27 protein-coding genes and 2 tRNA genes are annotated in these 23,720 nt (G+C 67.4%); 16 read left to right on the top strand and 13 right to left on the bottom strand.

Features of this window, described 5'->3' with window-relative positions; genetic code table 11:
• Window positions 1-48 precede the first annotated feature (48 nt).
• Window positions 49-663 (top strand): hypothetical protein, encoded by a 615-nt coding sequence (locus Pth03_RS31325; RefSeq protein ID WP_203948041.1) that lies wholly within the window; start codon window positions 49-51, stop codon window positions 661-663.
• A 258-nt stretch (window positions 664-921) separates the two neighbouring features.
• Here the strand turns inward: Pth03_RS31325 and Pth03_RS31320 are convergent, their stop codons facing one another.
• Window positions 922-1,383: a winged helix-turn-helix transcriptional regulator gene (locus Pth03_RS31320; RefSeq protein ID WP_203948040.1), complete on the bottom strand. Its 462-nt coding sequence runs from the start codon at window positions 1,381-1,383 to the stop codon at window positions 922-924.
• Between the two features lie 99 nt (window positions 1,384-1,482).
• Between Pth03_RS31320 and Pth03_RS31315 the strand changes: the two genes are divergently transcribed.
• From Pth03_RS31315 to Pth03_RS31300, 4 genes are all read left to right on the top strand, one after another.
• Complete coding sequence (locus Pth03_RS31315) at window positions 1,483-2,151, top strand: DUF899 domain-containing protein (protein ID WP_203948039.1); 669 nt, start codon at window positions 1,483-1,485, stop codon at window positions 2,149-2,151.
• A gap of 53 nt (window positions 2,152-2,204) precedes the next feature.
• Window positions 2,205-2,672: a pyridoxamine 5'-phosphate oxidase family protein gene (locus tag Pth03_RS31310; RefSeq protein WP_203948038.1), complete on the top strand. Its 468-nt coding sequence runs from the start codon at window positions 2,205-2,207 to the stop codon at window positions 2,670-2,672.
• A 124-nt stretch (window positions 2,673-2,796) separates the two neighbouring features.
• The gene (locus Pth03_RS31305; protein WP_203948037.1) at window positions 2,797-3,117 is read left to right on the top strand and encodes a type II toxin-antitoxin system Phd/YefM family antitoxin; all 321 of its coding nucleotides are present in this window, start codon (window positions 2,797-2,799) and stop codon (window positions 3,115-3,117) included.
• Entirely contained in the window at window positions 3,114-3,524 is a 411-nt protein-coding gene (locus Pth03_RS31300) for a type II toxin-antitoxin system VapC family toxin (RefSeq protein WP_203948036.1), read from the top strand. The genes Pth03_RS31305 and Pth03_RS31300 overlap by 4 nt, the downstream gene beginning before the upstream one ends.
• A gap of 229 nt (window positions 3,525-3,753) precedes the next feature.
• On the opposite strand, the gene Pth03_RS31295 is transcribed toward Pth03_RS31300, so the two are convergent.
• Window positions 3,754-5,139 carry a serine hydrolase domain-containing protein gene (locus Pth03_RS31295; RefSeq protein WP_203948035.1) on the bottom strand — a complete coding sequence of 462 codons (1,386 nt, stop codon included), beginning with the start codon at window positions 5,137-5,139 and terminating at the stop codon, window positions 3,754-3,756.
• Between the two features lie 119 nt (window positions 5,140-5,258).
• Between Pth03_RS31295 and Pth03_RS31290 the strand changes: the two genes are divergently transcribed.
• Window positions 5,259-6,008 carry a TetR/AcrR family transcriptional regulator gene (locus tag Pth03_RS31290; RefSeq protein WP_203948034.1) on the top strand — a complete coding sequence of 250 codons (750 nt, stop codon included), beginning with the start codon at window positions 5,259-5,261 and terminating at the stop codon, window positions 6,006-6,008.
• Between the two features lie 302 nt (window positions 6,009-6,310).
• Here the strand turns inward: Pth03_RS31290 and Pth03_RS31285 are convergent, their stop codons facing one another.
• Window positions 6,311-6,793: a hypothetical protein gene (locus Pth03_RS31285; RefSeq protein ID WP_203948033.1), complete on the bottom strand. Its 483-nt coding sequence runs from the start codon at window positions 6,791-6,793 to the stop codon at window positions 6,311-6,313.
• Between the two features lie 164 nt (window positions 6,794-6,957).
• On the opposite strand from Pth03_RS31285, the gene Pth03_RS31280 reads away from it, so the two are divergent.
• The 5 genes from Pth03_RS31280 to Pth03_RS31260 all read left to right on the top strand — a co-directional run bounded on the left by Pth03_RS31280 (window position 6,958) and on the right by Pth03_RS31260 (window position 10,904).
• The gene (locus Pth03_RS31280; protein WP_239119496.1) at window positions 6,958-8,292 is read left to right on the top strand and encodes a sensor histidine kinase; all 1,335 of its coding nucleotides are present in this window, start codon (window positions 6,958-6,960) and stop codon (window positions 8,290-8,292) included.
• The gene (locus tag Pth03_RS31275; RefSeq protein ID WP_203948032.1) at window positions 8,256-8,933 is read left to right on the top strand and encodes a response regulator transcription factor; all 678 of its coding nucleotides are present in this window, start codon (window positions 8,256-8,258) and stop codon (window positions 8,931-8,933) included. The genes Pth03_RS31280 and Pth03_RS31275 overlap by 37 nt, the downstream gene beginning before the upstream one ends.
• Window positions 8,934-9,048: 115 nt before the next feature.
• Window positions 9,049-9,948: an aminoglycoside phosphotransferase family protein gene (locus Pth03_RS31270; protein ID WP_203948031.1), complete on the top strand. Its 900-nt coding sequence runs from the start codon at window positions 9,049-9,051 to the stop codon at window positions 9,946-9,948.
• Window positions 9,949-10,302: 354 nt separating this feature from the next.
• Window positions 10,303-10,548: a hypothetical protein gene (locus Pth03_RS31265; RefSeq protein ID WP_203948030.1), complete on the top strand. Its 246-nt coding sequence runs from the start codon at window positions 10,303-10,305 to the stop codon at window positions 10,546-10,548.
• Window positions 10,545-10,904 (top strand): YlcI/YnfO family protein, encoded by a 360-nt coding sequence (locus Pth03_RS31260; protein WP_084463645.1) that lies wholly within the window; start codon window positions 10,545-10,547, stop codon window positions 10,902-10,904. Before Pth03_RS31265 ends, Pth03_RS31260 begins: the two co-directional genes overlap by 4 nt.
• Window positions 10,905-11,041: 137 nt before the next feature.
• Here Pth03_RS31260 and Pth03_RS31255 read toward each other — a convergent pair.
• A tRNA-OTHER gene (locus Pth03_RS31255) sits at window positions 11,042-11,112 on the bottom strand.
• A 125-nt stretch (window positions 11,113-11,237) separates the two neighbouring features.
• On the opposite strand from Pth03_RS31255, the gene Pth03_RS31250 reads away from it, so the two are divergent.
• Both Pth03_RS31250 and Pth03_RS31245 read left to right on the top strand, forming a co-directional pair.
• Window positions 11,238-11,681, top strand: a complete 444-nt coding sequence (locus tag Pth03_RS31250; RefSeq protein WP_203948029.1) for a hypothetical protein — start codon at window positions 11,238-11,240, stop codon at window positions 11,679-11,681.
• A gap of 1,120 nt (window positions 11,682-12,801) precedes the next feature.
• Window positions 12,802-13,155 (top strand): hypothetical protein, encoded by a 354-nt coding sequence (locus Pth03_RS31245; protein ID WP_203948028.1) that lies wholly within the window; start codon window positions 12,802-12,804, stop codon window positions 13,153-13,155.
• Window positions 13,156-13,282: 127 nt separating this feature from the next.
• On the opposite strand, the gene Pth03_RS31240 is transcribed toward Pth03_RS31245, so the two are convergent.
• From Pth03_RS31240 to Pth03_RS31220, 6 genes are all read right to left on the bottom strand, one after another.
• Window positions 13,283-13,355, bottom strand: a tRNA-Ala gene (locus Pth03_RS31240).
• Window positions 13,356-13,462: 107 nt separating this feature from the next.
• A complete protein-coding gene (locus tag Pth03_RS31235; protein ID WP_239119495.1) occupies window positions 13,463-14,176 on the bottom strand; it encodes an HAD-IA family hydrolase in 714 nt (237 codons plus the stop codon).
• 39 nt (window positions 14,177-14,215) lie between these two features.
• A complete protein-coding gene (locus Pth03_RS41740; RefSeq protein ID WP_239119494.1) occupies window positions 14,216-14,335 on the bottom strand; it encodes a DLW-39 family protein in 120 nt (39 codons plus the stop codon).
• A gap of 322 nt (window positions 14,336-14,657) precedes the next feature.
• Entirely contained in the window at window positions 14,658-15,041 is a 384-nt protein-coding gene (locus Pth03_RS31230) for an ATP-binding protein (RefSeq protein ID WP_203948026.1), read from the bottom strand.
• Window positions 15,042-15,168: 127 nt separating this feature from the next.
• On the bottom strand, window positions 15,169-16,077 hold the full coding sequence (locus tag Pth03_RS31225) for a Sco1979 family transcriptional regulator (protein ID WP_203948025.1): 909 nt from the start codon (window positions 16,075-16,077) through the stop codon (window positions 15,169-15,171).
• Window positions 16,078-16,154: 77 nt separating this feature from the next.
• The gene (locus Pth03_RS31220; RefSeq protein WP_203948024.1) at window positions 16,155-16,394 is read right to left on the bottom strand and encodes a DUF397 domain-containing protein; all 240 of its coding nucleotides are present in this window, start codon (window positions 16,392-16,394) and stop codon (window positions 16,155-16,157) included.
• 132 nt (window positions 16,395-16,526) lie between these two features.
• Between Pth03_RS31220 and Pth03_RS31215 the strand changes: the two genes are divergently transcribed.
• Window positions 16,527-17,114 carry an ATP-binding protein gene (locus Pth03_RS31215; RefSeq protein WP_203948023.1) on the top strand — a complete coding sequence of 196 codons (588 nt, stop codon included), beginning with the start codon at window positions 16,527-16,529 and terminating at the stop codon, window positions 17,112-17,114.
• Between the two features lie 262 nt (window positions 17,115-17,376).
• Entirely contained in the window at window positions 17,377-17,976 is a 600-nt protein-coding gene (locus tag Pth03_RS31210; protein ID WP_203948022.1) for a DUF305 domain-containing protein, read from the top strand.
• A gap of 19 nt (window positions 17,977-17,995) precedes the next feature.
• On the opposite strand, the gene Pth03_RS31205 is transcribed toward Pth03_RS31210, so the two are convergent.
• Together Pth03_RS31205 and Pth03_RS31200 are read right to left on the bottom strand one after the other, a co-directional pair.
• Window positions 17,996-19,819 (bottom strand): glycoside hydrolase family 15 protein, encoded by a 1,824-nt coding sequence (locus Pth03_RS31205; RefSeq protein WP_203948021.1) that lies wholly within the window; start codon window positions 19,817-19,819, stop codon window positions 17,996-17,998.
• Between the two features lie 99 nt (window positions 19,820-19,918).
• The gene (locus Pth03_RS31200; RefSeq protein ID WP_203948020.1) at window positions 19,919-20,869 is read right to left on the bottom strand and encodes a lactate/malate family dehydrogenase; all 951 of its coding nucleotides are present in this window, start codon (window positions 20,867-20,869) and stop codon (window positions 19,919-19,921) included.
• A gap of 98 nt (window positions 20,870-20,967) precedes the next feature.
• Here Pth03_RS31200 and Pth03_RS31195 point away from each other — a divergent pair, with 98 nt between their 5' ends.
• Window positions 20,968-22,767, top strand: a complete 1,800-nt coding sequence (locus Pth03_RS31195; protein ID WP_444544181.1) for a pyruvate dehydrogenase — start codon at window positions 20,968-20,970, stop codon at window positions 22,765-22,767.
• 3 nt (window positions 22,768-22,770) lie between these two features.
• Here the strand turns inward: Pth03_RS31195 and Pth03_RS31190 are convergent, their stop codons facing one another.
• On the bottom strand, window positions 22,771-23,715 hold the full coding sequence (locus Pth03_RS31190) for an aldo/keto reductase (RefSeq protein WP_203948019.1): 945 nt from the start codon (window positions 23,713-23,715) through the stop codon (window positions 22,771-22,773).
• Between the last annotated feature and the right edge of the window lie 5 nt (window positions 23,716-23,720).

Raw genomic sequence — 23,720 nt, 5'->3', positions numbered from 1 at the left:
ACCTACCCCGCGCGGCTGACGCACCGGCCGATACGGCATCCTCATCGAATGACCGAAGGAAAGGGCGCAGTTCCCATGCGTGGTGTCCAGGATGGCCTAGTACTGCGGCCGGATCGCGGGAGAGCGCTGGTCACTCTGGTCGTGCTAGTGCTGATCAGCGTGGGCGTCGTCGCCGCGATCCTGCGCGGCGACGCCCCGAAGGTGTTCGCCCCGGTCGTGGGCGCCTTGTTCGCCGTGTTGATCATTCTGGCGATCACGGCCCTCGTCCGCGGCCAGATCATCCTGACGTCGCAGGAAATCGTCATACGAGGTTTGGTCACCCAGCGCCGGTCACGCTCGCGCGTCGCCGAGGTGGTGCGTGCGGCCATCGTCGTACCCCAGACAGGCGCCACCGACAGTCTGTTCCTGCTCGACGCGCACCGCAATCTGGTCATCAGGGTGTCCGGCACCACCTACACGCGCAGGCAACTCGACCAGTTGGTGGACGCACTCGGAGTGCCGTGCAGCGGTCCCGACCGTCCGGTCAACGCCAACCAACTCGCCAAGACGTACCCGGGCCTCGTGTCGTGGGTCGAACGGCATCCCTACCGGATTGCCTTCGCCATCCTCGCGTGCTGCATCGTCATCGCACTGGTGGCCGTTTGGATCGCGGCAGCGTCCTGACCCGTCACGCCCGAGTCGCGCGTCGGCCCTCTGCTCGACGAACACCTCGCGCGCCGTGTCGATGAGGACCCACCGGTCACGCCGAGCGTCGGCGCGCAGGCCAAGAGCCTCGTTCTCGCTGGGCGCGATGTGGCCTCCGTCGCTTGCCGTACCAAAAACGTTGAGCGACGCTCCGCGAGTGACCGTGGCCGCCCCCTGTTGGTCGCCCTTAATGGCCCGCTGATGGCCCGGCGATCATCGCGGGTCAAGGGGGACGAGTCAGGTGGTGATGGTGGCTCCCGGACCAGGCAGGATGTCGATGCTGGTGACGTCCATGGGCCGGTCGCACACGGAACAGTGCAGCTCGACGTGGCCGATCTCCCCGCAGGCATGGTGCCGGTACAGTACCGGCGGCCCGGCCTCGCCCGCCGTCCAGCGGTCGCCCCACCGCACCATCACCATCAGCAGGTCACACAACTCCGTCCCCTTGGCGGTGAGCGCGTACTCGTACCGGGGCGGCCGCTCCGAATACCGCCGCCGTTCCAGCACGTCGTTGTCCACGAGCCATCTGAGCCGCTCAGTCAGCACCTTCCGGGAGATGCCCAGACTCTGCTGGAGCTGGTCGAAGCGGCCGATCCCCACCATGACGTTGCGCAGGATCAACGGCGACCACGGCTCGCCGATCACGTCCAGTGTGCGGGCAATCGAGCAGGCCATCTCACCGAACCGGGTTCGCTGCATGAGGTCGATGATAGCCGAGAGGGTTCCCTGAGGAGACGAACCTCTGCTAGCGTCGGGCCAGCCGTAAGTTCCCTCAAGAGACGCACTGAGGAGCCTCCCGTGAACCGTCCCCTGGTCGTGTCGGCACAGGAATGGCAGGCCGCGCGCGAGGCGCTGCTGGTCAAGGAGAAGGAGCAGACTCGAGCACTGGACGCGCTGGCCGCGGAACGGCGCAGGCTGCCGATGGTCCGCCTCGCCGACGGCTACCGCTACACCGCGCCGGACCGCTCGACGGTCGATCTGCCCGGCCTGTTCGAGGGCCACCGCCAGTTGGTGATCTACCACTTCATGCAGGCCCCGGGGCAGGACTGGCTGTGCACCGGCTGCGCCACTTTCACCGACAACATCGCCGACCAGTCTCACCTCAACGCCCGGCAGACCCGGCTGATCCTGATGTCCCGCGCACCGCAGGACGAGATCGACGTCGTATGGAGGCGGATGGGCTGGACCGTGCCCTGGTACTCAGCCGGCGACGACTTCTACGACGACCTTGGGCTCGGCAACGGTTTCGGGCTGAGCGTGCTGCTACGCGACGGCGCGGAGGTCTTCCGCACCTACTACACCAGCGGCCGCGGGGTCGATCGACTCCGACTCGACTTCAACCTGCTCGACCTCACGCCTTATGGACGTCAGGAGGAGTGGGAGGACTCCCCCGAGGGCTGGCCGCAGGACCCGACGATGAGCCGGCTCCGGCCGCGTGACGAATACCCCACACCGCCGCGGCCGTGACCCCCACCGCCCTCAATTTCCGCAGCCCCTGACCGCTTGCCCAGGAGGCAGCCATGGCACGCACCCTCACCGCCCCTGAGCGCGAGAACTTCCTCGCCCTGCCGCACGTCGGCGTCCTCAGCGTCGCCGCGGACGACGGCCGTCCCCCGCTCACCGTGCCCGTCTGGTACGCCTACACGCCCGGCGGAAATCTGAACTTCTTCACCGGCAGTCAAGGCCGGGTCGCGCGCAAGACCCGGCTGCTCCAGCGGTCAGGGGTCCTGAGCTTCTGCGTGCAGCAAGCCGAGTTCCCCTACAAGTACGTCACGGTCGAGTGCACGGTGGTGGAGGAGGACTGGACGCCCTCGGTCGACGAGGTGACGGCCATCACCTCCCGCTACCTGCCGTCGGACCTCGCCCGCTCCTTCGCCGAGGCTGAGACGGCCAACCCCGCCGGCACCTTCGTGCTGTTCACTGCGCGTCCCGACCGGTGGCTGAGCTTCGACTTCGCTGATGACGCGCCCGCCTCGGCCGGAGACTAAGGCGCAGGAGCTCCGGTCCGGAACGCTAGATCCATGCCTCGCCCTGCTGACAGACCACCTCTCACGGCACCACAAGGTGTGCTACCTCGTGGCACTTGATAGCACTCGGCTGTATCCTTGAGGCGTGAGTACTCCCGAACCGGACCCCTCGCATCAGATCTCCCAGCGCGACCTTCGCAACCGGTCAGCCGAGATCATGGACGGCTTGGAACGAGGAGAGAGCTACGCCGTGACGCGCAACGGCCACCACATCGGCGACCTCATCCCGATTCGCCGTCGGCGCCGGGCTGTCTCTCGGGCGGAGTTCGCCGCTGTTTCCCGAGGGATGCCTCTGCTGGACGACCGGAAGTACCGCGAAGACATGGATCACCATGTCAACGACGATCTCTACGACCCTTACGACCGCGCCTACGGCCGAGGCGAGTTCGCACAGGACGAGGAATGACCCACCCTCAAGGACTGCTCGACACCAACATCCTCATCCTGCGTGCAGGCATCGACCCCGACGAACTGCCCGACGAGATGATGATCAGTGCAATCACCACCGCGGAGTTGTCTGTCGGCGTGCTCGTAGCGGCTGGACCACAGGAACTAGCCCAGCGGATGAAGATCCTTCAGACCGTCGAGGCCGAGTTCGACCCCCTGCCCTTCGACGACACCGCCGCACGCGAGTACGGCCAGCTGTGGACCGCTGTCATCGCCTCAGGCCGCAAACCTCGCCCCCGAACGGCAGACCTGATGATCGCCTGCGTGGCCATCGCCAACCGGCTGCCTCTGTATACCTGCAACCCCAAGGACTTCGAGGGCCTCGACGACCTGCTCTCGGTGGTCCCCGTCGCCCGCCCACGATGAGGATCACGTACCTGACAGCCGATCCCCAGGACGGTGACCGCCGGGTCAAGGGTCAGCGAAGCCGATCGCGAAGTGACGCCGCAGATGCCACGGCCAGGAGAATCAAGCAGCCAGGACGACAGTGACCGTCCGGCTGCCGCTGACGGAACCAGAGAAGACGTGAAATCGTGGCGCAAGCGAAAACCCGGCCCACAAGGGGCCGGGTGTGTGGCTACGGACCCGACCGCTGCTATTCGGAGGCCGCCGGGACGCGCTTGGACGACCGGCCGGCGAGGTCTACTCCGACGACCGCGTTGTCGTCGCGGGTAAAGAAGCCGCGCTGGCCCTTGAGGGCGCCGCTGGTGACGATGTATTCGTCGGTGTCGCCGGCCAGCAGGCCGAGATCGGCCGGCGGGAGATCCGGGGGGAGTTCGGTGTCCGTGGCCGCGCGGATTTCCGGTTTGATCATGCATTCGATCGTCAATCCGGTCCCATTCGTGGCGATGATGAGCCTCATCATGTCGTTTTCGTAGCTCCCGACAACCTCGCGGGCCCGGGCCTCGTCGAAGGGAAGCGGCTCCGGGTCCCGGTCGACCACCCCCACGAAGTGCTCGAGCGCCCATCGCACGACGGACTGGTTGAAGGCGAGGCCTCCGTCCGGGCCCGCGTTGGAAAGCGCGACGACGGCGAAGTCCCGTTCAGGCACGATGAGAAGCTCGGCGAACTGGCCGTTGGCTGATCCGCCGTGCCCAACGGTGCGCACACCATCCACGTCGCGCAGAAACCAGCAGATGCCGAAGGCGTCGCCGAGCGTGCTGCCCCGCAGTTCGACCGTCTGCTCCTTCATCCGCTGCAGCACCTCGGCGGGCAGCACCTGGGCACCGTCCTCCGCACGACCGTCACCGAGATGGAACCGGGCCCATCGAAGCTGGTCCGCCACCGAGGACGCGCCGCCACCGCCGGGGTTGTTGGCGCGGGTGTCCTTCCACTGCCGGGCGACGGCCAGTGTCCCGTCCTCGCCGAGGTTGTGCCCCACCGCGAACCGCCGGGTCATGACGTCACTGGTCGCGAAGGAACTGTGCGACAGCCCCAGCGGCTCGAACAGGAGCGAGGCGACGGCTCGTTCGTAGGTCAGACCCGTGACTTTTTCGATGATCCTCCCGGCGAGGTTGTACCCCACCTGGCTGTAGGAGGCCCCGGCACCAGGTGGTGCAATCAGCTCCGACTCGGCCATGTTCGCCACATACGCGGCTAAGGCGTCATCCCCCTCGCCGGTCTCGACGCTCATCCTCCAGTCCAGCCCTGCGGTGTGGTTGAGCAGCTGCAACACGGTGATCTCCGCGGCGGCGCGCTCGTCCGGCAGCACCAGTTCGGGGACATACCGGCGCACCGGCGCGTCCAGGTCAACCCGCCCCTCTGCGACCAGGCGCATCAGCGCGGTCGCCGTATAGGTCTTCGTGACCGAGCCCAGTACGAACAGCGTGTTCTTGTCGACGGGCAGCGGGTTTTCGACGCTCGTGACGCCGTGGCATGCGTAGATCTCCCGCCCGCCCACCCACACCCCGACGGCGACGCCGGGAACACCGAACTCGGTGGCCGTCGTGTCGACGAACTGCTGCAGCGTGTTCTGTGACATGTCATCTCCGTTCGCGACTTGCACTGTGTTCAAGTGGGACGCTAGCTCATACTTGAACGCTGTGCAAGTGGTCTCTTGAACATTGTGCAAGAACCAGCCGGATGGCATATGGTGGGCGGATGCCGCGTGACACGCTGACCCGCGAACAGATCGTCAAGGCAGCCATTGACCTGCTGGACGAGGAAGGCCTGGAAGGCATGAACATGCGCGCGCTGGGCAAGCGGCTGGGCTCTGCAGCCACCGCCGTCTATTGGCACGTGGGCAGCAAGGACAACCTCATCACCCTCGCCGGCGACGAGGTGTGGCACCAGATCGCGCTCCCCGACCTGGCCACGATCGACTGGCGGACGGCCGCCACACAGATGGCCACCGACCTGCACGCGATGCTCACCCGCCACTCCTGGCTAGTGCAGGCCTTCGGCTCGTACATGATCTTCGGCCCCGGCAAGGCCCGCCACGACGACCACGGTTACGCCATCTACGAGGCGGCCGGATTCACCGGTGCGCAGGTCGATCAGGCAGCAGCCACCGTCTTCACTTTCGTGCTCGGCAACGCCCTCGTCCCGGCCGCAGCCGCCTCGTTCACCAGGAAGCTCGGCCGCGACGGCGGTAACGCCGAGGCCCTGATGCACGAAAGCATGGCAAAGGCCCACGAGATCGCGGCGCAGTTCCCACGGCTGCGCGCCCGCCTCGACACAGCCGCCGAATACGCCGCTGCCCCCGACAACACCTTCCAGTTCGGCCTCCAAGCCATCCTCGACGGCCTCGAAGCCCAACTCAGCGCCCCCAGCACACCAAGCGAACAGAACCCGCGCAGGGCAGACCGCCACTACCACGAGCCCTCCGCAACGCCGCTCACCACCCCATAACTGTCAGCGGCGCCGACACCGAACCGGCCGAGGACGCGGTACTGCGAGGACGTGCCATCCTTCGGGCGCCATTGCGTCCCCGGAGTTCGTGGGGATCAAAGCGGTCCGCCCCGTGCTCTTCGACGCTGTGTCCGCGTTCTTCCAGGAGGCCGATCTCGCCGTCCGAGAAGCGGCTCTCGCCGCCGCGAGCTAATGCCCGTTAATGGCCCGAACGCCGCTTTCCTCGATCGGGAAAGCGGCGTTTTTCCTGGTGGAGCCTAGGGAATTCGAACTCCTGACATCCTGCTTGCGAAGCGACCCGCTCAGCGGCTCTTCTTCACCGATGCCTTGGCGATCCGGGCACGGACCTGCGGGCGGGTGACGGTCCAGGCGACGCCGAGCAGCAGCAACCCCTGTACGGCCTGCTCCACACGGGCCCACATCGGGTACGGGCCGGGCAGCAGGACCAGGGCGGCGATGCCGATCGGACCGACCACCGACACCCACAGCATGCGCAACCACGCCGAGCGGGCGCCGGAACGCATCCTGGCCGCCCAGCGCAGCGACATCAGCGCCAGCAACGTCACCCCGGCCGCCCGGATCCACACCACCGGGTCGAGACCGTCGCGGAACACGAACGCCAGACCGAGGAAGGCCACACTGAGACCGGCGTTGGCCCGAAGCAGCGTGAAGGTCCACCGCGTCGGGGCATCGATGGCAACCGGGACAGGGCTGACGAAGACGTCGGCCCCGGCGGGACCAGTGTGGGCGGGAACGGCAGTGGCGGAGGTGAGCTGAGTGGTCATCGTCTTGAACCTTTCGCGGTGTGTTGCGGCGACATGGACGACGCTACGGATCAGACATCGGCTGCCGGTATCCCGTTAGCCACCGTCCCGGGTGGGTCTGGACCCACTGGATCGTGGGGCCCAGGCGGGTAGTGGCTCCGCGACGGGACGGCACACTTGGGGCTGTGGTGAACATCTGGGTGACCGCCCGCGCGCACGTCGTGGTACTGGCCCGCGGTCTACTGCTCGCAGGCCTGAAACCGGTGGCGGCCGTGCTGGCCCTGCTCCCGGTTTTCGTCGTGGCCGACGGCTACGCCAGTGTGGTGTCCCTGACGCTGCTGATGATGTTCGTCCTCGGGCGCCGGCTTGCCGGGCTGAGCCGTAAGCTGGCCGGTCGTTGGGGCGGCGTCGAGATCCCGGCCCCCTACCTGCCCCGCCCGGCCCTCCAGCAGGTCGAGCACGGGTGGTACTGGACCGGCTACGACTACCACCACTCGCGCTGGGTGGCGAAGGCGTCGCTCTACACGAACTGGTTCTTGCGCGACTCCGCGACCTGGCGGGACCTGCTCTGGCTGCTGGTCGATCCGGTAGTCGGCAGCGTGTTCGCGCTGGTGCCCGCCGCGCTGGTCACGTACGGACTGGCGAGTGCGGTGCTGCCGTGGCTCCCATCGGAGGGCACCGCCCTGCCGGAGCTGGCGAGATACGGCGTCATCCACGGTGGCTCCACGACCACGGCACTGCTCGGGACGCTGGTCGGGGCAGCCACCGTGCTCTTCGGGATCGCCGTGGCGCCCTCGGCCGTGCGCGCGCATGCACGCTGGACCCACGCCCTGCTGGCCCCCACCAGACAGGCGTGGCTAGCCCAACGCGTCGAGCGCCTCACCGAGACCCGCACCGACGCGATCAACGCGCAGGCCGCCGAACTGCGCCGGATCGAGCGCGACTTGCACGACGGTGCCCAGGCCAGGCTGGTGGCGATCGGCATGACGCTCGGTGCGGCCGAGCAGTTGCTGCGTAGCGACCCCGAAGCCGTCGCCCCGCTCCTCGCGGAGGCCCGCGAGAGCTCGGCCGCCGCGCTGCGTGAGCTGCGCGACCTGGTGCACGGCATCTACCCGCCGGTGCTGGCCGAACGCGGCCTCGGCGACGCGCTGCGCCTGATGGCCCTGGAGAATCCGCTCGACGTCACCGTGCAGTCCGACCTGGACGGCAGACCGGAGCCGCCGCTCGAGTCCGCCGCCTATTTCGCGGTGTCGGAGGCGCTCACCAACGCGGTCCGCCATGCCTCCGCTCGCCTCGCGCAGGTGGAGATACGGCACGACGGCAAGATGCTGCGCATCGTCGTGCGCGACGACGGGCAGGGCGGCGCCGACCCTTCGCGCGGCTCGGGCCTGCGCGGGCTGCAGCGCAGGCTCGGTGTCTTCGACGGTAACGTGATCGTCGACAGCCCCCGGGGCGGTCCGACCGAACTGACGATGGAGATTCCGTGCGTGTTGTCCTCGCCGAGGACCTCTACCTCCTGAGGGACGGGCTGTCCCGGCTCCTGCAGGCCCACGGCCTCGAGGTCGTAGCGGCAGTGGAGAGCGGCCCCGAGCTCGCCGACGCCCTGGCCGAGCATCGCCCCGACGTGGCCGTCGTCGACGTGCGGCTGCCGCCCACCTTCACCGACGAGGGATTGCGAGTCGCGCTGGAGGCCCGCCGGGAGAGGCCCGGGATGCCGGTGCTGGTGCTCTCGCAGTACGTCCAGCAGCTCTACGCCCGCGAATTGCTCGCCGACGGCACGGGCAGCGTCGGCTACCTGCTCAAAGACCGTGTCTTCAACGCCGAGCAGTTCGTCGACGCGGTACGGCGGGTCGCCGCCGGGGGTACCGCAATGGACCCCGAAGTGATCTCGCAACTGCTGGCCGGCACGAGGCGCGAGAGCACACTGAGCCGCCTGAACCCGCGCGAGCTCGACGTGCTGGCCCTGATGGCCGAGGGCTATTCCAATGCCACCATCGCCCAGCGACTCTTCCTCAGCGAGGGCTCGGTCAGCAAATACACCACCACGATCTTCGCCAAGCTCGACCTCGCGGCCTCGAACGACACCAATCGACGGGTGCTGGCCGTCCTCGCCTACCTCAACGGCATCGGACCCGGTGATCCACGCATCACCTCCGACTGAGGTGGCTACCGGTCCGGAGCGGGATCGAGGAAATCCGGTCGACAGGCAAGTCCACGGTGCACTGTGATGGTCCGGCCACCCGCCGCGCGGAGCGGGCCGATCGCAGGAGTTGCTCTTGGCAGCCTCAAGAACCGCGGACACCCGCCCCACGATCGATGCCGCACTGGTCAGGAGGCTGGTCGATACGCAGTTCCCGCAGTGGGGCGCGCTAACTCTGGAACTGCTCGATCCGGCCGGCTCGGACCATGTGATCTACCGGCTGGGCGAGCAACTGTCCGTCCGGCTGCCCCGCCACGCCGGCGCCATCCGACAGGCTGAGAAAGAATTTGAGTGGCTGCCCCGGCTCGCCCCACACCTGCCCCTGGCCATCCCCGTACCGGTGGGAGTAGGTGAGCCCGACTTCGGCTATCCGTGGCGGTGGGCAGTGTCCCGCTGGCTGAAGGGAGAGGTGGCCACCGTCGAGACACTGACCCACTCGTCCGCAGCCGCCGTCGAACTGGCGGAGTTCCTGGCAGCTCTTCAGCAGTTCAGGGCCGAGGACGTTCAGGCACTGAAGGCTCGCGAGGATCTCACCGCCCGGCCGTTGGCCGACCGGGATCGCGCGACGCGGACCGCCATCGCAGAGGTCGGCGACGTGTTCGACGCCATCGCCATGACTGAACTGTGGAACGCGGCCCTGAGCGCCCCCGGATGGGATCGCCCTCCAGTCTGGTTCCACGGCGACTTCCACACCGGCAACCTGCTGACCGCCGACGGCCGTCTCAGCGCGGTCATCGACTTCGGCGGGCTCGGCATCGGCGATCCAGCCTGCGACCTGACCATCGCCTTCACCCTGATGTCGGCCGACAGCCGAGCCGGCTTCCGCGCCGCACTCGGCGTGGACGACGCCACCTGGACCCGAGGTCGCGGCTGGGCCCTTGCCACCGGCCTGAACGCCTACACCGCCTATGCCGCCGTCAACCCGAGGATCGCCGCGCAGACCACCCGTCAGATCACCGAGGCCCTCATCGGCTAGATCAGACTTCGGGGAAGGTGTAGCTGTACTCTGCAGCTGTACAAGATCGAAAGGCCACTTCCTGACCATAGGAAGTGGCCTTCTACGTGCGGTGGAGCCTAGGAGATTCGAACTCCTGACATCCTGTTTGCAAATCGGCCTGGTCTTCAGGGGAAACGGGCGCGACCTGGGCGAGGGGCAGTCCGCGAGTGACCGTGACTGCCTCCTGTTGACCGCCCTTAATGGCCCGCTGATGGCCCGATGATCAGCTCAGCCACGCGGATCCCCGAGTCACCCCCGGACACGCACACGCACCATGTGCGCGGGTCCGGGGAACGCCCTACCCGTCATGGTTGTGTCGGACATAATATGGGCATGAGGAAGTTGCGCTTCTACCGGTCGGCACGCAAGCACCGCATCGGGCAGGCGCGTGCTCTTCACGTGGTTCGATCCGGACCGCCGGCCATTGTTCCGGCCGCCGACCCTAATTTGGAGGACCGATGGGTGTGGATCGGCCCAGATGATAGGGGCGTCGAACTGGAAGTGATAGGCATCCTCACCGATAAGTACATGGTGATCATTCACGTGATGCCGACTGCGTTGAGGAGGAGGAAGCCATGACCGAGCACCGAGAAGCGTGGCCGCCCGACGATATCGAGTTGGTCCTGGATCACGACTCCGAGATCGACAGTGACGTCGAAGAGATCTATGACAGCAAGGGCAATCGGATCACCGACAAGTATGTTGATGATGCGATCGCCGATGTTCACCATGCGATCGATGAGGGCCGCGTGCCCGTCCCGACCAGCCGCGGCGGGCGTCCCTCCCTGACACGCGAAGGGACGCACTCACCAAGGGTGTCCTTCCGGGTACCCGAAGAACTACGCGAACGCGCGAAGGCTCGAGCCGAGCAAGAGGGTAAGACGGTGTCCGCACTGGCCCGAGAAGCCTTCGAGCAGTTCCTCAAGGCAGGGTGACTTTCAGAACGCTCTGTTGATAGCGGAAACGCAATCCGCCGGATGGCCGATTGCCGCTGCGCCGGTTCCGTACTTCGCTGCCTCGCAAGATCGAAAAGGCCACTTCCTGATCATGGGAAGTGGCCTTTGACCTTGGGTGGAGCCTAGGAGATTCGAACTCCTGACATCCTGCTTGCAAACGAGCGCCAGTCACGACGTAGAAGGCTCCTCGCCCTGCTCACTGGGTAGTTACGGGCCGCTGATGTGTGGTCACGTGAGGCCGTGTTGCTGTACTTCGCTGCTGTACGTCTTACCGGGGCATGGCACCCTGGCCCCGACTTGCCCGGGGTCGGGATGGCCGCCTTTCTGGTGGGAGAGGTGCACCATGATTGTGTGCCATGGCGTCCTCTGACCGACGACCCGATGCGGCGTGATCCGCGGCTAGATCCCTTTCGCGAGCGTGCGGCGTTTCTGATTCGGGACGGTGAGCGGGTCGCAACGCTGTACCTCCGCATGGAGGCGTGGTGGGAGCAGACCGGCGGGCATCTGTGGTGGCGGACCTGGTCTGAAGCGAAAGAGCACGTCCACGGTTTCGTGCTGACGCAGGCTGGGGCCTTCGACGATTTCATTGTCCACGCCGACGACGTCCACGACGAGCTGCCAGACTGGGTCAATAACATGATCGAATATCGCGGCGAGACCTTGACCGTCCAGTGGCTCGACGACGCCTCATCCCGGACTGTTCGGGCCGATGTCTTCGGGCTGGACGAAAATGGGGAGCCGACCCCTCGCTTGTAAGGCAAACCCGGTGAAGGCGGGACGATGGCGAATACCCCGCGTAGCCAGTTTGGAAGACTTCGGTACGCGGCGCGCTGATCTGCTGCGGTCCATGCCAGAGGCGATTTCGCCGTATCCGTGACTCCCCGTGATTCCCCCTTGTTTCCCTGCCTTACTGGCACGGGAGTGGCACGCCCTGAGAACCCTGGGCGGACGCACGCATCCCTCCTAGACTGATCTTCCCGTCTGCCTCGTCCCACCCGGAGGGCAACAGCCCGGGGACGGAAGAACAAGCCCGTCTTCGCGTGTACGTTAGCCCGAAACTCCTTCCTCGGCCATTGGACGTCTGTCGAGCGAAGGCGAGTCGTGCGAGGTGGACGTGTCTGCTCGTGATCGCAAATTGTCCCGGGGAGCTTCATGGCCGTTGACCCGGTCGGATCTGGGCGAAGCGCTCGGGGAGAACTTCCAACACGTCCAAGAACTGAAATTCTTGGGCGAGATGCCACAGGACTGGGTCTTGGCGGTCAGTTGGCGTCCTGGCCGTGCGGGCGATATCCATCCAGACATCTATGGGATCGCGCTATCGGTTCACCCTGTCCGGTCTGCGGATCGTGCTGAGATCCGGCAGGAGCTACGCAAGGCCGTTTTACCAGAACTGCACGACTGGGTGGCTCATGCGGTGACGGCTACCGAGACCTGGAAGGCCGCGTCTCACTGGCGCGGGTGGCAATGGACGGAGCGTCGGGTGTTCGAGCCGCGAGAGACGTCATGAGTGTTCGACGTCGGAGCAGTTTGATCAGCACGGCCAAGACTAGGACGACGAAGAACACGGCGATGAGGAGGCTGACCCCGCCCACGACCAGTTCATACCCTGTCCTGATCTCTCGCCAGTTGTCGACTCACGCGGCATGCTCGGAGTTCCGGGCTGAGAAGGGGGACCTCTTCTTTATCAGGGAACGGGGACGGATGCCTGAGCTGCCCGGATACGTTGCTGACCTGCTCTGATTCGTCCACGGACTTCCGCCAGTGTCCAGCACCGAGCACCAGCGTTGTCACGCAGTTGGTCACACATCCGGCCCTGAAACTTGCCCCCACTAGTGTGTATGAATTCTGCCGGTCGGCTCGTGCTGCAGGGAGGTGGATGGTGCATCGGTCAGATCTGATCCACACGGGATGGATCTGGGAGGAAAACACGAGAGTTCTCTGTGAAGTTCTCGCGCAGCTGGTCGGCTATGCAGTCGATGATCTTGACTGGATGGCGATCGATACCGCCTTGCCAGATACCGACGATGAGAATGACGAACGCTGGTACAGCTACCCCCTGGTGGGTGCCAAGGCCACACTCGAACTGAGGCTGGCACAGGCGGTGGGCGGTTTCGAATTGTCCTTCGAAGTGTTCGGACCTGCCGATGAGGCCCTATCTGCACAGATCAAGCTCGTGGGGGACCTGGCAGCTCAGTATGTGATCATGCCCCGGGCCGGCCTAATGCTCTGACCGCGGCCGAGTCTCCGGGTGGTCGCTCAAGATCAGATCGGCTATGCGGGCGAGCCTCTGAGCGCTAATGGCACGCTAATGGCACGAAAGCCCCGTTTCTTGATCAGAAACGGGGCGTTTTACCAGGTGGAGCCTAGGAGATTCGAACTCCTGACATCCTGCTTGCAAAGCAGGCGCTCTGCCAGCTGAGCTAAGGCCCCCGGAGAACAACCATTGACCTGCACGAACACGCGTGATCACGAAGCTGTGCGGCCAGTACACCGTAGCAACAGGCCGGGCTTCTGCGCCACTCGGTATGCCTCCTGGATCACGCGGGCGGCATGACCTCGTCTGCGCCGACGTCGCTGCCGAGCACCAGGGCGGGGAAGTCGGCGATCGAGTCGATGATGTGGGTCGCGCCGGCGTCGACCAATCGGGCGCGGCTGTGCCCGCCTGTCATCACGCCCGCGACGATGGACGCTCCCGCCCGGCGGCCGCACAGGATGTCGCTTTCCGCGTCGCCGGCCACGGCGACCTGCCGCACGTCTTCGATGCCTGCCCGCAGCACCGCCGTGAGGATCATGTCGGGGAAGGGCCGCCCCCGGCCGGCGTCTTCCGGGCACAACGCCAGATCGAACTTGTCTGCCCAGCCGAGGGTGCTGAGCACCCGGCCGAGCGTGGACCGGCTGAATCCCGTGATCAGGGCGATCTTGATGCCGGAGGAGCGGAGTTTGTCCAGGGCCTCGACGGCGCCCGGCATGGGAACCAGCCCGGCGCGCTCGATGGCCCCCTCGTAGGCACGCTCGAACGTGAGATTGGCCGCCTGCGCCTGGGCTTCGTTGCTCGGGAAGATCCCGTGGAAGATCTCAATCTTGGGGCATCCCCGGGACCTGTGCACATGCACCATGGCACGTGCATATGCACTGGTCCCGGGGACGATGCCCTGCGTGGCTATCGCCTCGGCGAAAGCCCGCTCCACCATGGCGATGTCACCGATCGTGGTTCCCGCCAGATCGAGGCAGGCCAGTTTCACGGGTGCCATTCCCGGACCCTTCCCACGATCATGACCCATCTCGGGTGGTCAGTTCTCAGTGCCTGTCGCCTCGGTCCACAGGTCGAGCTCGGCGCGGTTGGTCTGCACCTTGCGCCAAACGAGCAGTCCCCCGAGAGCGACCAGCGCGAGAACGAGCAGCTTCTTCACGGTGTGACCCCACTTCTCAACGGTCTCACCTGCCGGGTGAGACAACGCCCGGTTCTACGGTTCCCTGCAGCCTAGCAAGGGTTCGGCGTCCACCCCTGATTGCTTGGGAATCGGTTGCACCGAATAGGTCATTTACGGACCGTCTGCCGGACATGCCGTACGGCGTGCCCGGCCGGGTGCTCAATCAGGATTGCCCAGGTCGCGCGGGTGCTAATCCTCAGGCAAGGTCACCGGCGCGACACCGTTTGGGCCCGGTTTCGGGCCGAGGGCTCCGCCGTAGGCGGAAGAACTCCGGCATCAGAAGTCACAGGCATGCCGTACGTCAGGGAAATCTCTTGCGGAGCACCAGTACGGTGCCGTCGGGCCCGGTGCGGACCTCCCTTTCCGCGAGCCGGTCCATCAGCCAGAGTCCCCGGCCGCCGAAGTCGAGCCGCGTCCGGGGGTAGCCGGGCCGGAGGGCCTCCTCGGGGATGCCGGGCCCGGAGTCGGAGACCTCGCAGATCAGGCAGCCCGGCTCCCGCCACATGGCGACCCCGCACGGGGGCATCCCGTACCGTGCCGCATTGGTCAGGGCCTCGTGCACGGCGAGGACGAAATCCTCCAGCGCCGTGCCGTCCAGCCCCGCCTCTCGCGCCGACTCCGTGACGAGATGCCGCGCCCTAGTGATCGAATTAAGTTCGAACTCCAAGGTCAGCAGGCTGCTCACCAACGTCATCATCGCCCTTCCGCTCCCGCATGGTGGCACTGACTCCCCTTACCACCAGGAAGCGCCTGACACATTCCCGCTCAGGCGATGTGGCATCACGTCTGTGACCCGCCAGAACGGAGAGACCTCAGAGGTCGTCCCTGACGGCGCGCAGAATGCGCCTGGTCGCGGCCGCGGGCTCGGCTCTGATGCACAGGCGTTCCATGACCGCGAGGTAGTGGTCGACGTCCTCGCGCTTGTCGAGGTAGGTCGCGGTGGTGAGCTGCTCGAGGTAGACGATGTCGGGAAGGTCGGTCTCGTGGAAGCGCAGGATGCTGAACGGGCCTCCCGCCGCGGCGTGGCCTCCCGCGCTGAACGGCACCACCTGCACCGTCACGTTGGGCAGCGCGACCTGCTCGAGGAGCCGGTCGATCTGTCCGCGCATGACCGCGGGCGCGCCGGGCGAGCGCCGCAGCACGGCTTCATCGACGACCGCCCACAGATGAGGAGGCCCAGGTCGGGCGAGCACCTCCTGGCGGGCCATACGGAAGGTGACCCGGCGCTCGATCTCGTCGCTTCGGGCGTCCGGATGCCCGAGGCGGATGACCGCGCGTGCGTAGTCCTCGGTCTGGAGCAGGCCGGGGACGAACTGCACCTCATAGTTGCGGATGCCGCCGGCCGCCTGCTCCAGGCCGACGTACGACTCGAACCACGACGGAAGGACGTCGTCGTAGGCGTGCCACCAGTCCGGTATGCCGGCCTGGGACACCAGAGCCAGCATGGCGTCGCGCTCGGCGTTGTCGGCCACGCCGTACAGGGTGAGGAGGTCGGCGACGTCACGCCTGCGGAACCCGACCCTGCCGAGCTCCATGCGGCTGATCTTCGAATGGGACGCCCGAATGGCCCGCCCGGCCTCTTCGAGGGTGATGTGCCTGCTCTCTCGCAGGCGGCGCAACCGCGTGCCCAGCATGATCCGCAACACTGCCGACGTCCGGCGCGGTTGCGCCGGAAAAGTGCCGGGAAGCGGCCTGGCTCCATCCGCAGGGGCGGTAGTCATTTAGGGTCCTTTTGGGCCGACCAATGATTGCGCCCGCTTCACAATACCCGCAGGACCCTTTTGCGCAAGTGGCGATTCTAGCTCTCGAGGAAATCGTCGAAGGCGCCATTCTTGGCCGATGTCAGGAAGGCCGCCATGTCGTCGCGCTCGTATACGAGGACGGGCCCGGAGGGATGCCGGGAGTTGCGGATCGCGACGCGCCCGTCGGGCAGCTCGGCGAGCTCCACGCAGTTGCCACTCGGGTTGCTCCGGCGGCTCTTGCGCCAGACCAGCCCCGCGAGTTGCGGATCATGCACTCCGTTGCGACTCTCGGTCATCGGCCCCGCCCTCCCCGTTCCCGACAGGATACGGCCCCGGTGACACGTGAGGCTGCACGTGCATCCGCACTTGCATAGGTGTGTCAATACGGGCCATGATGACTAACCTATTCAACTCATCACAATCCTCACATGGACCTCACAGGGCTCGGGATGACTGGCTATCGGACGGACGGCACTTCCCTCGCGGAAGCCGAAGGTGACCGCTGGGACGAGTGGTTCACCACTGCCGACCAGGCCTTTCCCATCGGCCGCGCCTGGCCGTGGGAGGCCGTGGAGCGCCCGGGCGGGCAGCGCGAACTGGAGGTCGCCGCCCACGAGTGCCTCCGCGACATCACCGCAGCTCGTACGGCACGGCACTTCACGACCAGCGTGCTCAAGACGTGGTCCATGTCGGACATCGCCGACGACGCCTCACTCGCAGTCAGCGAACTTGTCGCCAACGCCGTCGGCCACGGCCTGCGCCGGATGACGGCCGATCCCCATCCCGTGCGACTCTTCCTCTTCCGCTCCCGGGAGTCGGTGGTGTGCATGGTCACCGATCCGAGCGACGACCCCCCGATGCCGCGCGAGCCCGACTTCGTCGCCGAGAGCGGACGCGGCCTGCACGTCGTCGCCGCGGTGAGCCACACGTGGGGCTGGACGCCGCTGCACCCCAGGGGCAAGGCGGTCTGGGCCGGTTTCGTCGTCACGGGGATCGGCATCACCGGCCGCCTCTGAGCGCGCATACCCAAACTCGGCCGGCCACTTAAAAAGCAAATCCATTCGTTGTGAAATCACACAGCGAACCCTCGGAAAACGCGGTTCCGGCGAATTCCAGCCGGGGAATCCGGATGCCGCCCGGAGAAATTCCGCGCGAATCGTCGCGCATGACGGCCATGACGATCGGCGCCCATGCGTCCACACCGGATGAACCCCGCCGCGACGCCCCCGCGTACCTGCCATCGAAGCGACTTCCCCGCATGAACGAGGACGGGCTCCGATGAAGACGACAGCGCTCATGATCCCGGCCGTGGCGCTCACCCTCGCCGCGTGCTCGGCCACCGCCGGCGCGGGCTCGGCCGGCCCGGCGAATCCCGCGGCCGTGCCGTACGCCGCCGGCCAGGCCGGAAACGCGGCCGCCGGCCAGGCGGGCAACGACGCCGACGTGCGGTTCTCCCAGGAGATGATCCCCCACCACTGGCAGGCGATCCAGATCGCCGCTCTCGCCTCGGACCGCGGCTCCGATCCCTACGTGCGGAAACTCGCCCGCGAGATCACCGAGAACGAGGCGGCCGACATCCGGGTGATGTCCGGCTGGCTGCGTTCGTGGGGAAAGCCCGTGCCGTCGGGCGACCTCGGCTCCGGGCACGACATGCCCGGCATGATCTCGCAGACCCAGATCCTGGCGCTGGAGGGCAGGTCGGGCGCCGACTTCGACCGGCTCTGGCTGACCGTGCTGGCCAAGCACCTGGACTCGGGGATCGCGATGGCCGAGAAGGTGCTCGGCGCGGGCACGCACCCGGGCACCAGAGACCTGGCCAAGAAGATCGTCACAACGCAGCGGGCCGAGATCGCCCAGATCACCGACCGGCTCGGCTGATCCTGACCGGCGTGGCGGCCTAGCCGAGCGCGAGATCGAGCTTGAACGCCGCGCTGATCAGCGCGAGGTGGGTGAACGCCTGGGGGAAGTTGCCGAGCTGCTCCCCGGTGTGCCCGATCTGCTCCGCGTAGAGGCCCACATGGTTGGCGTAGGTCAGCATCTTCTCGAAGGCCAGCCTGGCGTCGTCGAGCCGCCCGGCACGGGTCAGCGCCTCGACGTACCAGAACGAGCAGATCGAGAACGTGCCCTCGTCACCGCGGATTCCGTCGGGGCTGACCGCGGGGTCGTAGCGGTATACCAGCGAGTCGGAGACGAGCCGGTTCCCGAGCGCATCGAGGGTCGACAACCACTTGGGGTCGGTGGGCGCGACGAACTTGGCCAGCGGCATCATGAGGACGGCCGCGTCAAGCACGTCGTCGTCGTAGTGCTGGACGAACGCCTGCAGGTCGGCCGACCAGCCGCGCCGGAAGATCTGCCGGTAGATGTCGTCGCGGGCGACGCGCCAGCGTGCGAGGTCGGCGGGCAGGCCGCGGTGCGTGGCCATGCGGATGGCCCGCTCGATGGCGACCCAGCACATCAGCCGTGAATACACGAAGTTCTTGCGTCCCCCGCGGGTCTCCCAGATGCCCTCGTCGGGCTGGTCCCAGTTGTCGCAGACCCAGTCGACGATCATGCAGACCTGGTCCCAGCGGTCGCTGGAGATGGGCCTGCCCCACTTGTCGTAGAGGTAGACGGAGTCGATGAGCGCGCCGTAGATGTCGAGCTGGAGCTGGTCCACGGCTCCGTTCCCCGTGCGCACCGGGGCGGATCCCTCGTAGCCCTCCAGGTGGCCAAGCTCGGTTTCCGGCAGCTCGCGCCGCCCGTCGATGCCGTACATGATCTGCAGAGGCCCCGCGGGCCCGGAGCTCGACATGGTGGCGTTGGAGGTCAGGAAGTCCATGAACGCCTCGGCCTCGTCGACGAAGCCCAGCCTGAGCAGCGAATACACGCAGAACGCGGCATCTCTGATCCACACGTAGCGGTAGTCCCAGTTGCGCTCACCGCCGACGCGTTCCGGGAGGCTGGTCGTCGGGGCGGCCACGATGCCCCCGGTCGGGGCGTAGGTGAGCAGTTTCAGCGTCAACGCCGACCGGTGGACCATCTCGCGCCAGCGGCCGCGATAGCGGGAGCCCGCCAGCCAGGACCGCCAGAACCGCACCGTGGCGGCGAACTGCTCCTCGGCCTCGGCGAGCGCACAGGTCTTGACCGCGACCTCGTCGCACAACCGGTCGAGGGCGAAGACGGCCGACTCTCCCTCGAGGAGCTTGAACTCCGCCCGCACGTCCGTGCCGTCTCCCTCCATGGGCACGCTGGCGGTCAGCATGAGTGACAACGACGGCGACTGGAAGATCGCGCGGTCGCCCCTGAAGGACAACGTATGCGTCTCGGTCCCGTAGCCGAACCGGGGGGCGATCCGCGCGCGGAAGGGCAGTGCTCCCCTCACGCAGAGCACCCGCCTGATCAGGCGGTGCCGGTCGATCTCGCGGGATTCGTCCTCGACGGGCATGAAGTCCTGGATCTCCCCCACCCCGTCGGCGGCGTAGAACCGGGTGATGAGGACGTTGGTGTCGGGGAAGTAGAACTGCTTGGTCTTGGACGGCACGCAGGCGGCCAGCTCGAACGAGCCTCCGCGGTCGGCGTCGAGGATCGACCCGAACACGCTCGGGGCGTCGAAACGCGGGCAGCAGTACCAGTCGATCGTGCCGTTGACGCCCACCAGCGCCGCCGTGCGGAGATCTCCGATGAGTCCGTGATCGGAGATCGGCAGGTAGCGCGAGGCGCCGGAAAACCCGGATTCCGTCATGTCGGCCCTCTCCCCCTGGATGCCTTTCACGGTATTTCGTGGGGACGGGCCCGCAGGTCAGCCGTAACCCAACGGAGGGCCAGGTTTCGGCCAACCGGTTCATTCCCGCAGTACGGCCAGGGCCCGGTCGGCGGCCTTCTTCAGCGCGGCGACGCTGCGCTCGAGGGCGGCCCGCTCGCCCTCGTTCATGGCGGGCATGAACATCTGCTGCACCCCGCCGGCGCCGAGCACGCTGTCCAGCGAGAGGGTGACACCGTACGGCGGGTAGTAGGCCGCCACCGGCAGAACGGCACGCTCGTCGCGCAACACCGCCTCGACCAGCAGCGCGGAGACGACGCCGATGCCGTACTGGCTGGCTCCGGTGCCCTCGATGATCGTGATGTTGGCGTATCTGATGTCGTTCTCGATGTCCTGCCGCACCTGGTCGACGGGCTCGGGGCAGCGGGCGAGCAGGTCGAGCGCGGGCGTGCCGCCGACCGACGCCGACGACCACAGGAGCACCTCGGAGGTGCCGTGCTCGCCCACCACCATGGCCTGCACGTCTCTGGGCCGCACCCGCAACCGGTCGGCGAGGTGCACGCGGAACCGCAGGCTGTCGATCAGCGTGCCGGTGGAGAAGACCCGGTCGTGGCCGGCCAGGCGTCGGGTGAGGTCGGCCAGCGGGTCGGGCGGGTCGGTGACGACCATGAGCACCGCCTCCGGCGCGACCGCGACGACGCGAGGCACGACGTCGGCGTAGACCCGCGCGTTGGCCGCGATGAGCCGCAACCGGCCCTCGGGGTCGGAGCGGTCGGTGGCGCCCCCCGCCTTCTCGTTCAGCCCCGCCGTGATCACCACGACGGCGGCGCCGTCCAGGTCGTCATAGCCGCCGCTGCGCACCTCGACGAGCGGGGACAGGGGAGTGGCGTAGCGCATGTCGGCCGCCACTCCGTCGGCCCTCCGGGCGTCGAGGTCGATCAGAACGATCTCGCAGCACATCCCGCCGCGCTCGATGAGCGACAACACGGTGGCCGCGCCGACCGCGCCCGCTCCCACAACGCCGACCTTCACGCCGCACCGCCTCCCCCTCTCGGGGTTCCCCTCCGTACGGACGACCCGGCCGGGCCCGGGGAGATTTTGGACGCCACCGACCTGCACAAATAGGAGAAATGGGAGACTCGGGAAAAGACCTCACGTCGCGCCGGACCCAGGGGGAGGTCGTCGCCATGGCCAGACGCACGGTCGCCGACCAGTTCGTGGAGATCATGATGGCCGCGGGTGTGCGGAGGATCTACGGCGTGGTCGGGGACAGCCTCAATCCCGTCGTCGACTCCGTCCGCAGGCACGACGGCATCGACTGGGTGCACGTGCGCCACGAGGAGGTGGGCGCCTTCGCCGCGGGGGCCGAGGCGCAGCTCACCGGACGGCTCACCGCCTGCGCGGGGAGCTGCGGGCCGGGCAACGTGCACCTGATCAACGGTCTCTACGACGCGCACCGCAGCATGACGCCCGTGCTCGCCCTGGCCGCTCAGGTGCCCAGCACCGAGATCGGCACGTCCTATTTCCAGGAGACCACCCCCAAGCTCTATTTCCAGGAGTGCAGCCACTACTGCGAGACGGTCAGCCACCCCGAGCAGATGCCGCGGGTCGCCCAGATCGCGATCCAGGAGGCCATCGGCAACGACGGCGTGGCGGTCGTGGTGCTGCCCGGCGACGTGGCCGACGAGCCGGCGGCGGCCGCCCAGTTGGAGCACCCGTACCGGCTGGAGCAGCAGCCCGCCGCGCGGCCGTCGGACTCCGTGCTGGAGGAGATGGCCGAGATGATCGACTCGGCGCAGCGGGTGATGCTCTTCTGCGGGCGCGGCGTCGCAGGCGCCCACGACGAAGTGATCGCGTTGGCGGCCCGGCTCAAGGCGCCAATCGGGTACGCGCTGCGCGGCAAAGACTGGATCGCCTACGACAATCCCTTCGAGGTGGGAATGTCCGGCCTGCTGGGATACGGCGCCTGCTACGACGCCATGCACGAGTGCGATCTGCTCATCCTGCTCGGCACGGATTTTCCGTACACCCAGTTCATGCCGACGGAGCCCAGGATCGTCCAGGTGGACGTGCGCCGCGAGCGGCTCGGCCGCAGGTCGCGGCTGGACCTCGGCGTCTGGGGCGACGCGGGGGAGACCGTGCGGGCGCTGCTCACCCAGGTCGTCGAGAAGTCCGACACGTCCTTCCTCGACCGCATGCTCCGCAGGCACGACGAGCTCGTCGGGCGGCTGCGTTCCTACGCCGAGGAGGTCGGCGACCGGCGGCCGATCCATCCGGAGCACGTGGCCGCCACACTCGACCGGTTCGCCGCCGACGACGCCGTCTTCACTGCCGACACCGGCATGTCCACGGTTTGGGCGGCCCGGCTGATCAGCGCCACCGGACGGCGGCGCCTGCTGGGCTCGTTCGTGCACGGGTCGATGGCCAACGCGCTGCCACAGGCGATCGGCGCCCAGATCTGCTCCCCCGGCAGGCAGGTCGTCGCCATGTGCGGGGACGGCGGCCTGGCCATGCTGTTGGGCGACCTTCTCACCCTCGCGGAGTACGACCTGCCAGTGAAGGTCGTCATCTTCAACAACGGCTCCCTGGGCATGGTCGCCCTGGAGATGCTCGTCGCGGGCTATCCGCCGTATGAGACGGCTCTCAAGAACCCCGACTTCGCCGCCCTGGCGGCCGCGGCCGGCATCGGAGGCCTGCGCATCGAGGACCCCGGCGACGTGCGGGAGGGCCTGCGCGACGCCCTCCAGACGAAGGGGCCGGTCGTCGTCGACGTGCTGACCGACCCCAACGCCCTGTCGATGCCACCCAAGATCCGCAAGGAGCAGGTGAAGGGATTCGCCCTCGCGATGACCAAGCTGGTGCTGGCCGGGGAGGCCGACGAGGTCGTCAACATGGCACGCAGCAACCTCCGCAACCTGCCCCGGCCCTAGATGTCAGGCGGGGCGGGGCGCGATCTCGTCGAGCTCGGCCAGCGCGGCCTCGTCCGGAACCCAGACCGCCGCGGCCGCGTTGGCCTTGACCTGCTCCGGCTTGGTGGCGCCTGCGATCACCGAGGCGACCGCGGGCTGGGCGAGCAGGCCGGCGATGGCGACGTCGAGCAGGGTGACGCCCTGCCGCTCGGCGAACGCCTCCAGCCCCTCGACGACGTCGAACCGGGTGTCGGTGAGGTACTCGGGACGGTCGGCCAGCCGGGTGCCCTCGGGCCTGGTCTGGTCACGGCGGTACTTGCCGGTGAGCATGCCGTTGGCCAGGGGGAAGTACGGGAGCAGGCCGATGCCGTGGTGGACCAGCGCGGGACTGAGCTCCCGCTCCACGCCGCGGTTCAGCAGGCTGTACTCGTTCTGTGCGCTGATGAAGCGCTCATGCCCTTCGGTCCGGGCGATCCACTCGGCCTCGGTGACCTGCCAGCCGGCCAGGTTCGATGAGCCCACGTACCGCACCTTGCCCTCGCGGACCAGGTCGGACAACGCCGAGAGCGTCTCCTCCAGCGGCGTCGACGGGTCCGGCTTGTGGAACTGGTAGAGGTCGATCCAGTCGGTCTGCAAACGGCGAAGCGACCGCTCGACGGCCTTCCTGATGTACCGCCGCGAGCCCCTGGCCCCCCAGTCGGGACCGTTGGCGCCGCCGGTGTCCCAGCCGAACTTCGTGGCCAGCACCACCTCGTCACGGCGCCCCTTCAGCACCTCGCCGAGGAACGTCTCCGACTCGCCGTAGCTGTCGGCCGTGTCGATGAGGGTGACCCCGGCCTCGAAGGCGGCGTCCACGACGGCCCGCGTGGCATCGAGGTCGATCCTGCGGCCGAAGTTGTTGGCCCCGAGGCCGACCGTCGAGACGACGAGTCCCGAGTCTCCAAGCCGGCGATAGGTCATGTCCGCCATGTCAT

Source organism: Planotetraspora thailandica (assembly GCF_016863335.1).
In the GTDB taxonomy this organism is placed as follows: Bacteria; Actinomycetota; Actinomycetes; order Streptosporangiales; family Streptosporangiaceae; genus Planotetraspora; species Planotetraspora thailandica.
Note: the sequence above shows the minus strand (reverse complement) of the source record. Positions and strands in the feature narration are given on the sequence as shown.

Excerpts from the sequence above, each read along its gene's own strand:
- Pth03_RS31190 (WP_203948019.1), bottom strand. The coding sequence starts at position 23,715 with ATGGCGGACATGACCTATCGCCGGCTTGGAGACTCGGGACTCGTCGTC.
- Pth03_RS31195 (WP_444544181.1), top strand. The coding sequence starts at position 20,968 with ATGGGAGACTCGGGAAAAGACCTCACGTCGCGCCGGACCCAGGGGGAG.
- Pth03_RS31310 (WP_203948038.1), top strand. The coding sequence starts at position 2,205 with ATGGCACGCACCCTCACCGCCCCTGAGCGCGAGAACTTCCTCGCCCTG.
- Pth03_RS31325 (WP_203948041.1), top strand. The coding sequence starts at position 49 with ATGACCGAAGGAAAGGGCGCAGTTCCCATGCGTGGTGTCCAGGATGGC.
- Pth03_RS31250 (WP_203948029.1), top strand. The coding sequence starts at position 11,238 with ATGGCCGCCTTTCTGGTGGGAGAGGTGCACCATGATTGTGTGCCATGG.
- Pth03_RS31220 (WP_203948024.1), bottom strand. The coding sequence starts at position 16,394 with ATGACCGAGAGTCGCAACGGAGTGCATGATCCGCAACTCGCGGGGCTG.
- Pth03_RS31265 (WP_203948030.1), top strand. The coding sequence starts at position 10,303 with ATGAGGAAGTTGCGCTTCTACCGGTCGGCACGCAAGCACCGCATCGGG.
- Pth03_RS31245 (WP_203948028.1), top strand. The coding sequence starts at position 12,802 with ATGGTGCATCGGTCAGATCTGATCCACACGGGATGGATCTGGGAGGAA.
- Pth03_RS31225 (WP_203948025.1), bottom strand. The coding sequence starts at position 16,077 with ATGACTACCGCCCCTGCGGATGGAGCCAGGCCGCTTCCCGGCACTTTT.
- Pth03_RS31320 (WP_203948040.1), bottom strand. The coding sequence starts at position 1,383 with ATGCAGCGAACCCGGTTCGGTGAGATGGCCTGCTCGATTGCCCGCACA.
- Pth03_RS31260 (WP_084463645.1), top strand. The coding sequence starts at position 10,545 with ATGACCGAGCACCGAGAAGCGTGGCCGCCCGACGATATCGAGTTGGTC.
- Pth03_RS31215 (WP_203948023.1), top strand. The coding sequence starts at position 16,527 with ATGGACCTCACAGGGCTCGGGATGACTGGCTATCGGACGGACGGCACT.
- Pth03_RS31290 (WP_203948034.1), top strand. The coding sequence starts at position 5,259 with ATGCCGCGTGACACGCTGACCCGCGAACAGATCGTCAAGGCAGCCATT.
- Pth03_RS31205 (WP_203948021.1), bottom strand. The coding sequence starts at position 19,819 with ATGACGGAATCCGGGTTTTCCGGCGCCTCGCGCTACCTGCCGATCTCC.
- Pth03_RS31210 (WP_203948022.1), top strand. The coding sequence starts at position 17,377 with ATGAAGACGACAGCGCTCATGATCCCGGCCGTGGCGCTCACCCTCGCC.
- Pth03_RS31295 (WP_203948035.1), bottom strand. The coding sequence starts at position 5,139 with ATGTCACAGAACACGCTGCAGCAGTTCGTCGACACGACGGCCACCGAG.
- Pth03_RS31300 (WP_203948036.1), top strand. The coding sequence starts at position 3,114 with ATGACCCACCCTCAAGGACTGCTCGACACCAACATCCTCATCCTGCGT.
- Pth03_RS31235 (WP_239119495.1), bottom strand. The coding sequence starts at position 14,176 with ATGGCACCCGTGAAACTGGCCTGCCTCGATCTGGCGGGAACCACGATC.
- Pth03_RS31285 (WP_203948033.1), bottom strand. The coding sequence starts at position 6,793 with ATGACCACTCAGCTCACCTCCGCCACTGCCGTTCCCGCCCACACTGGT.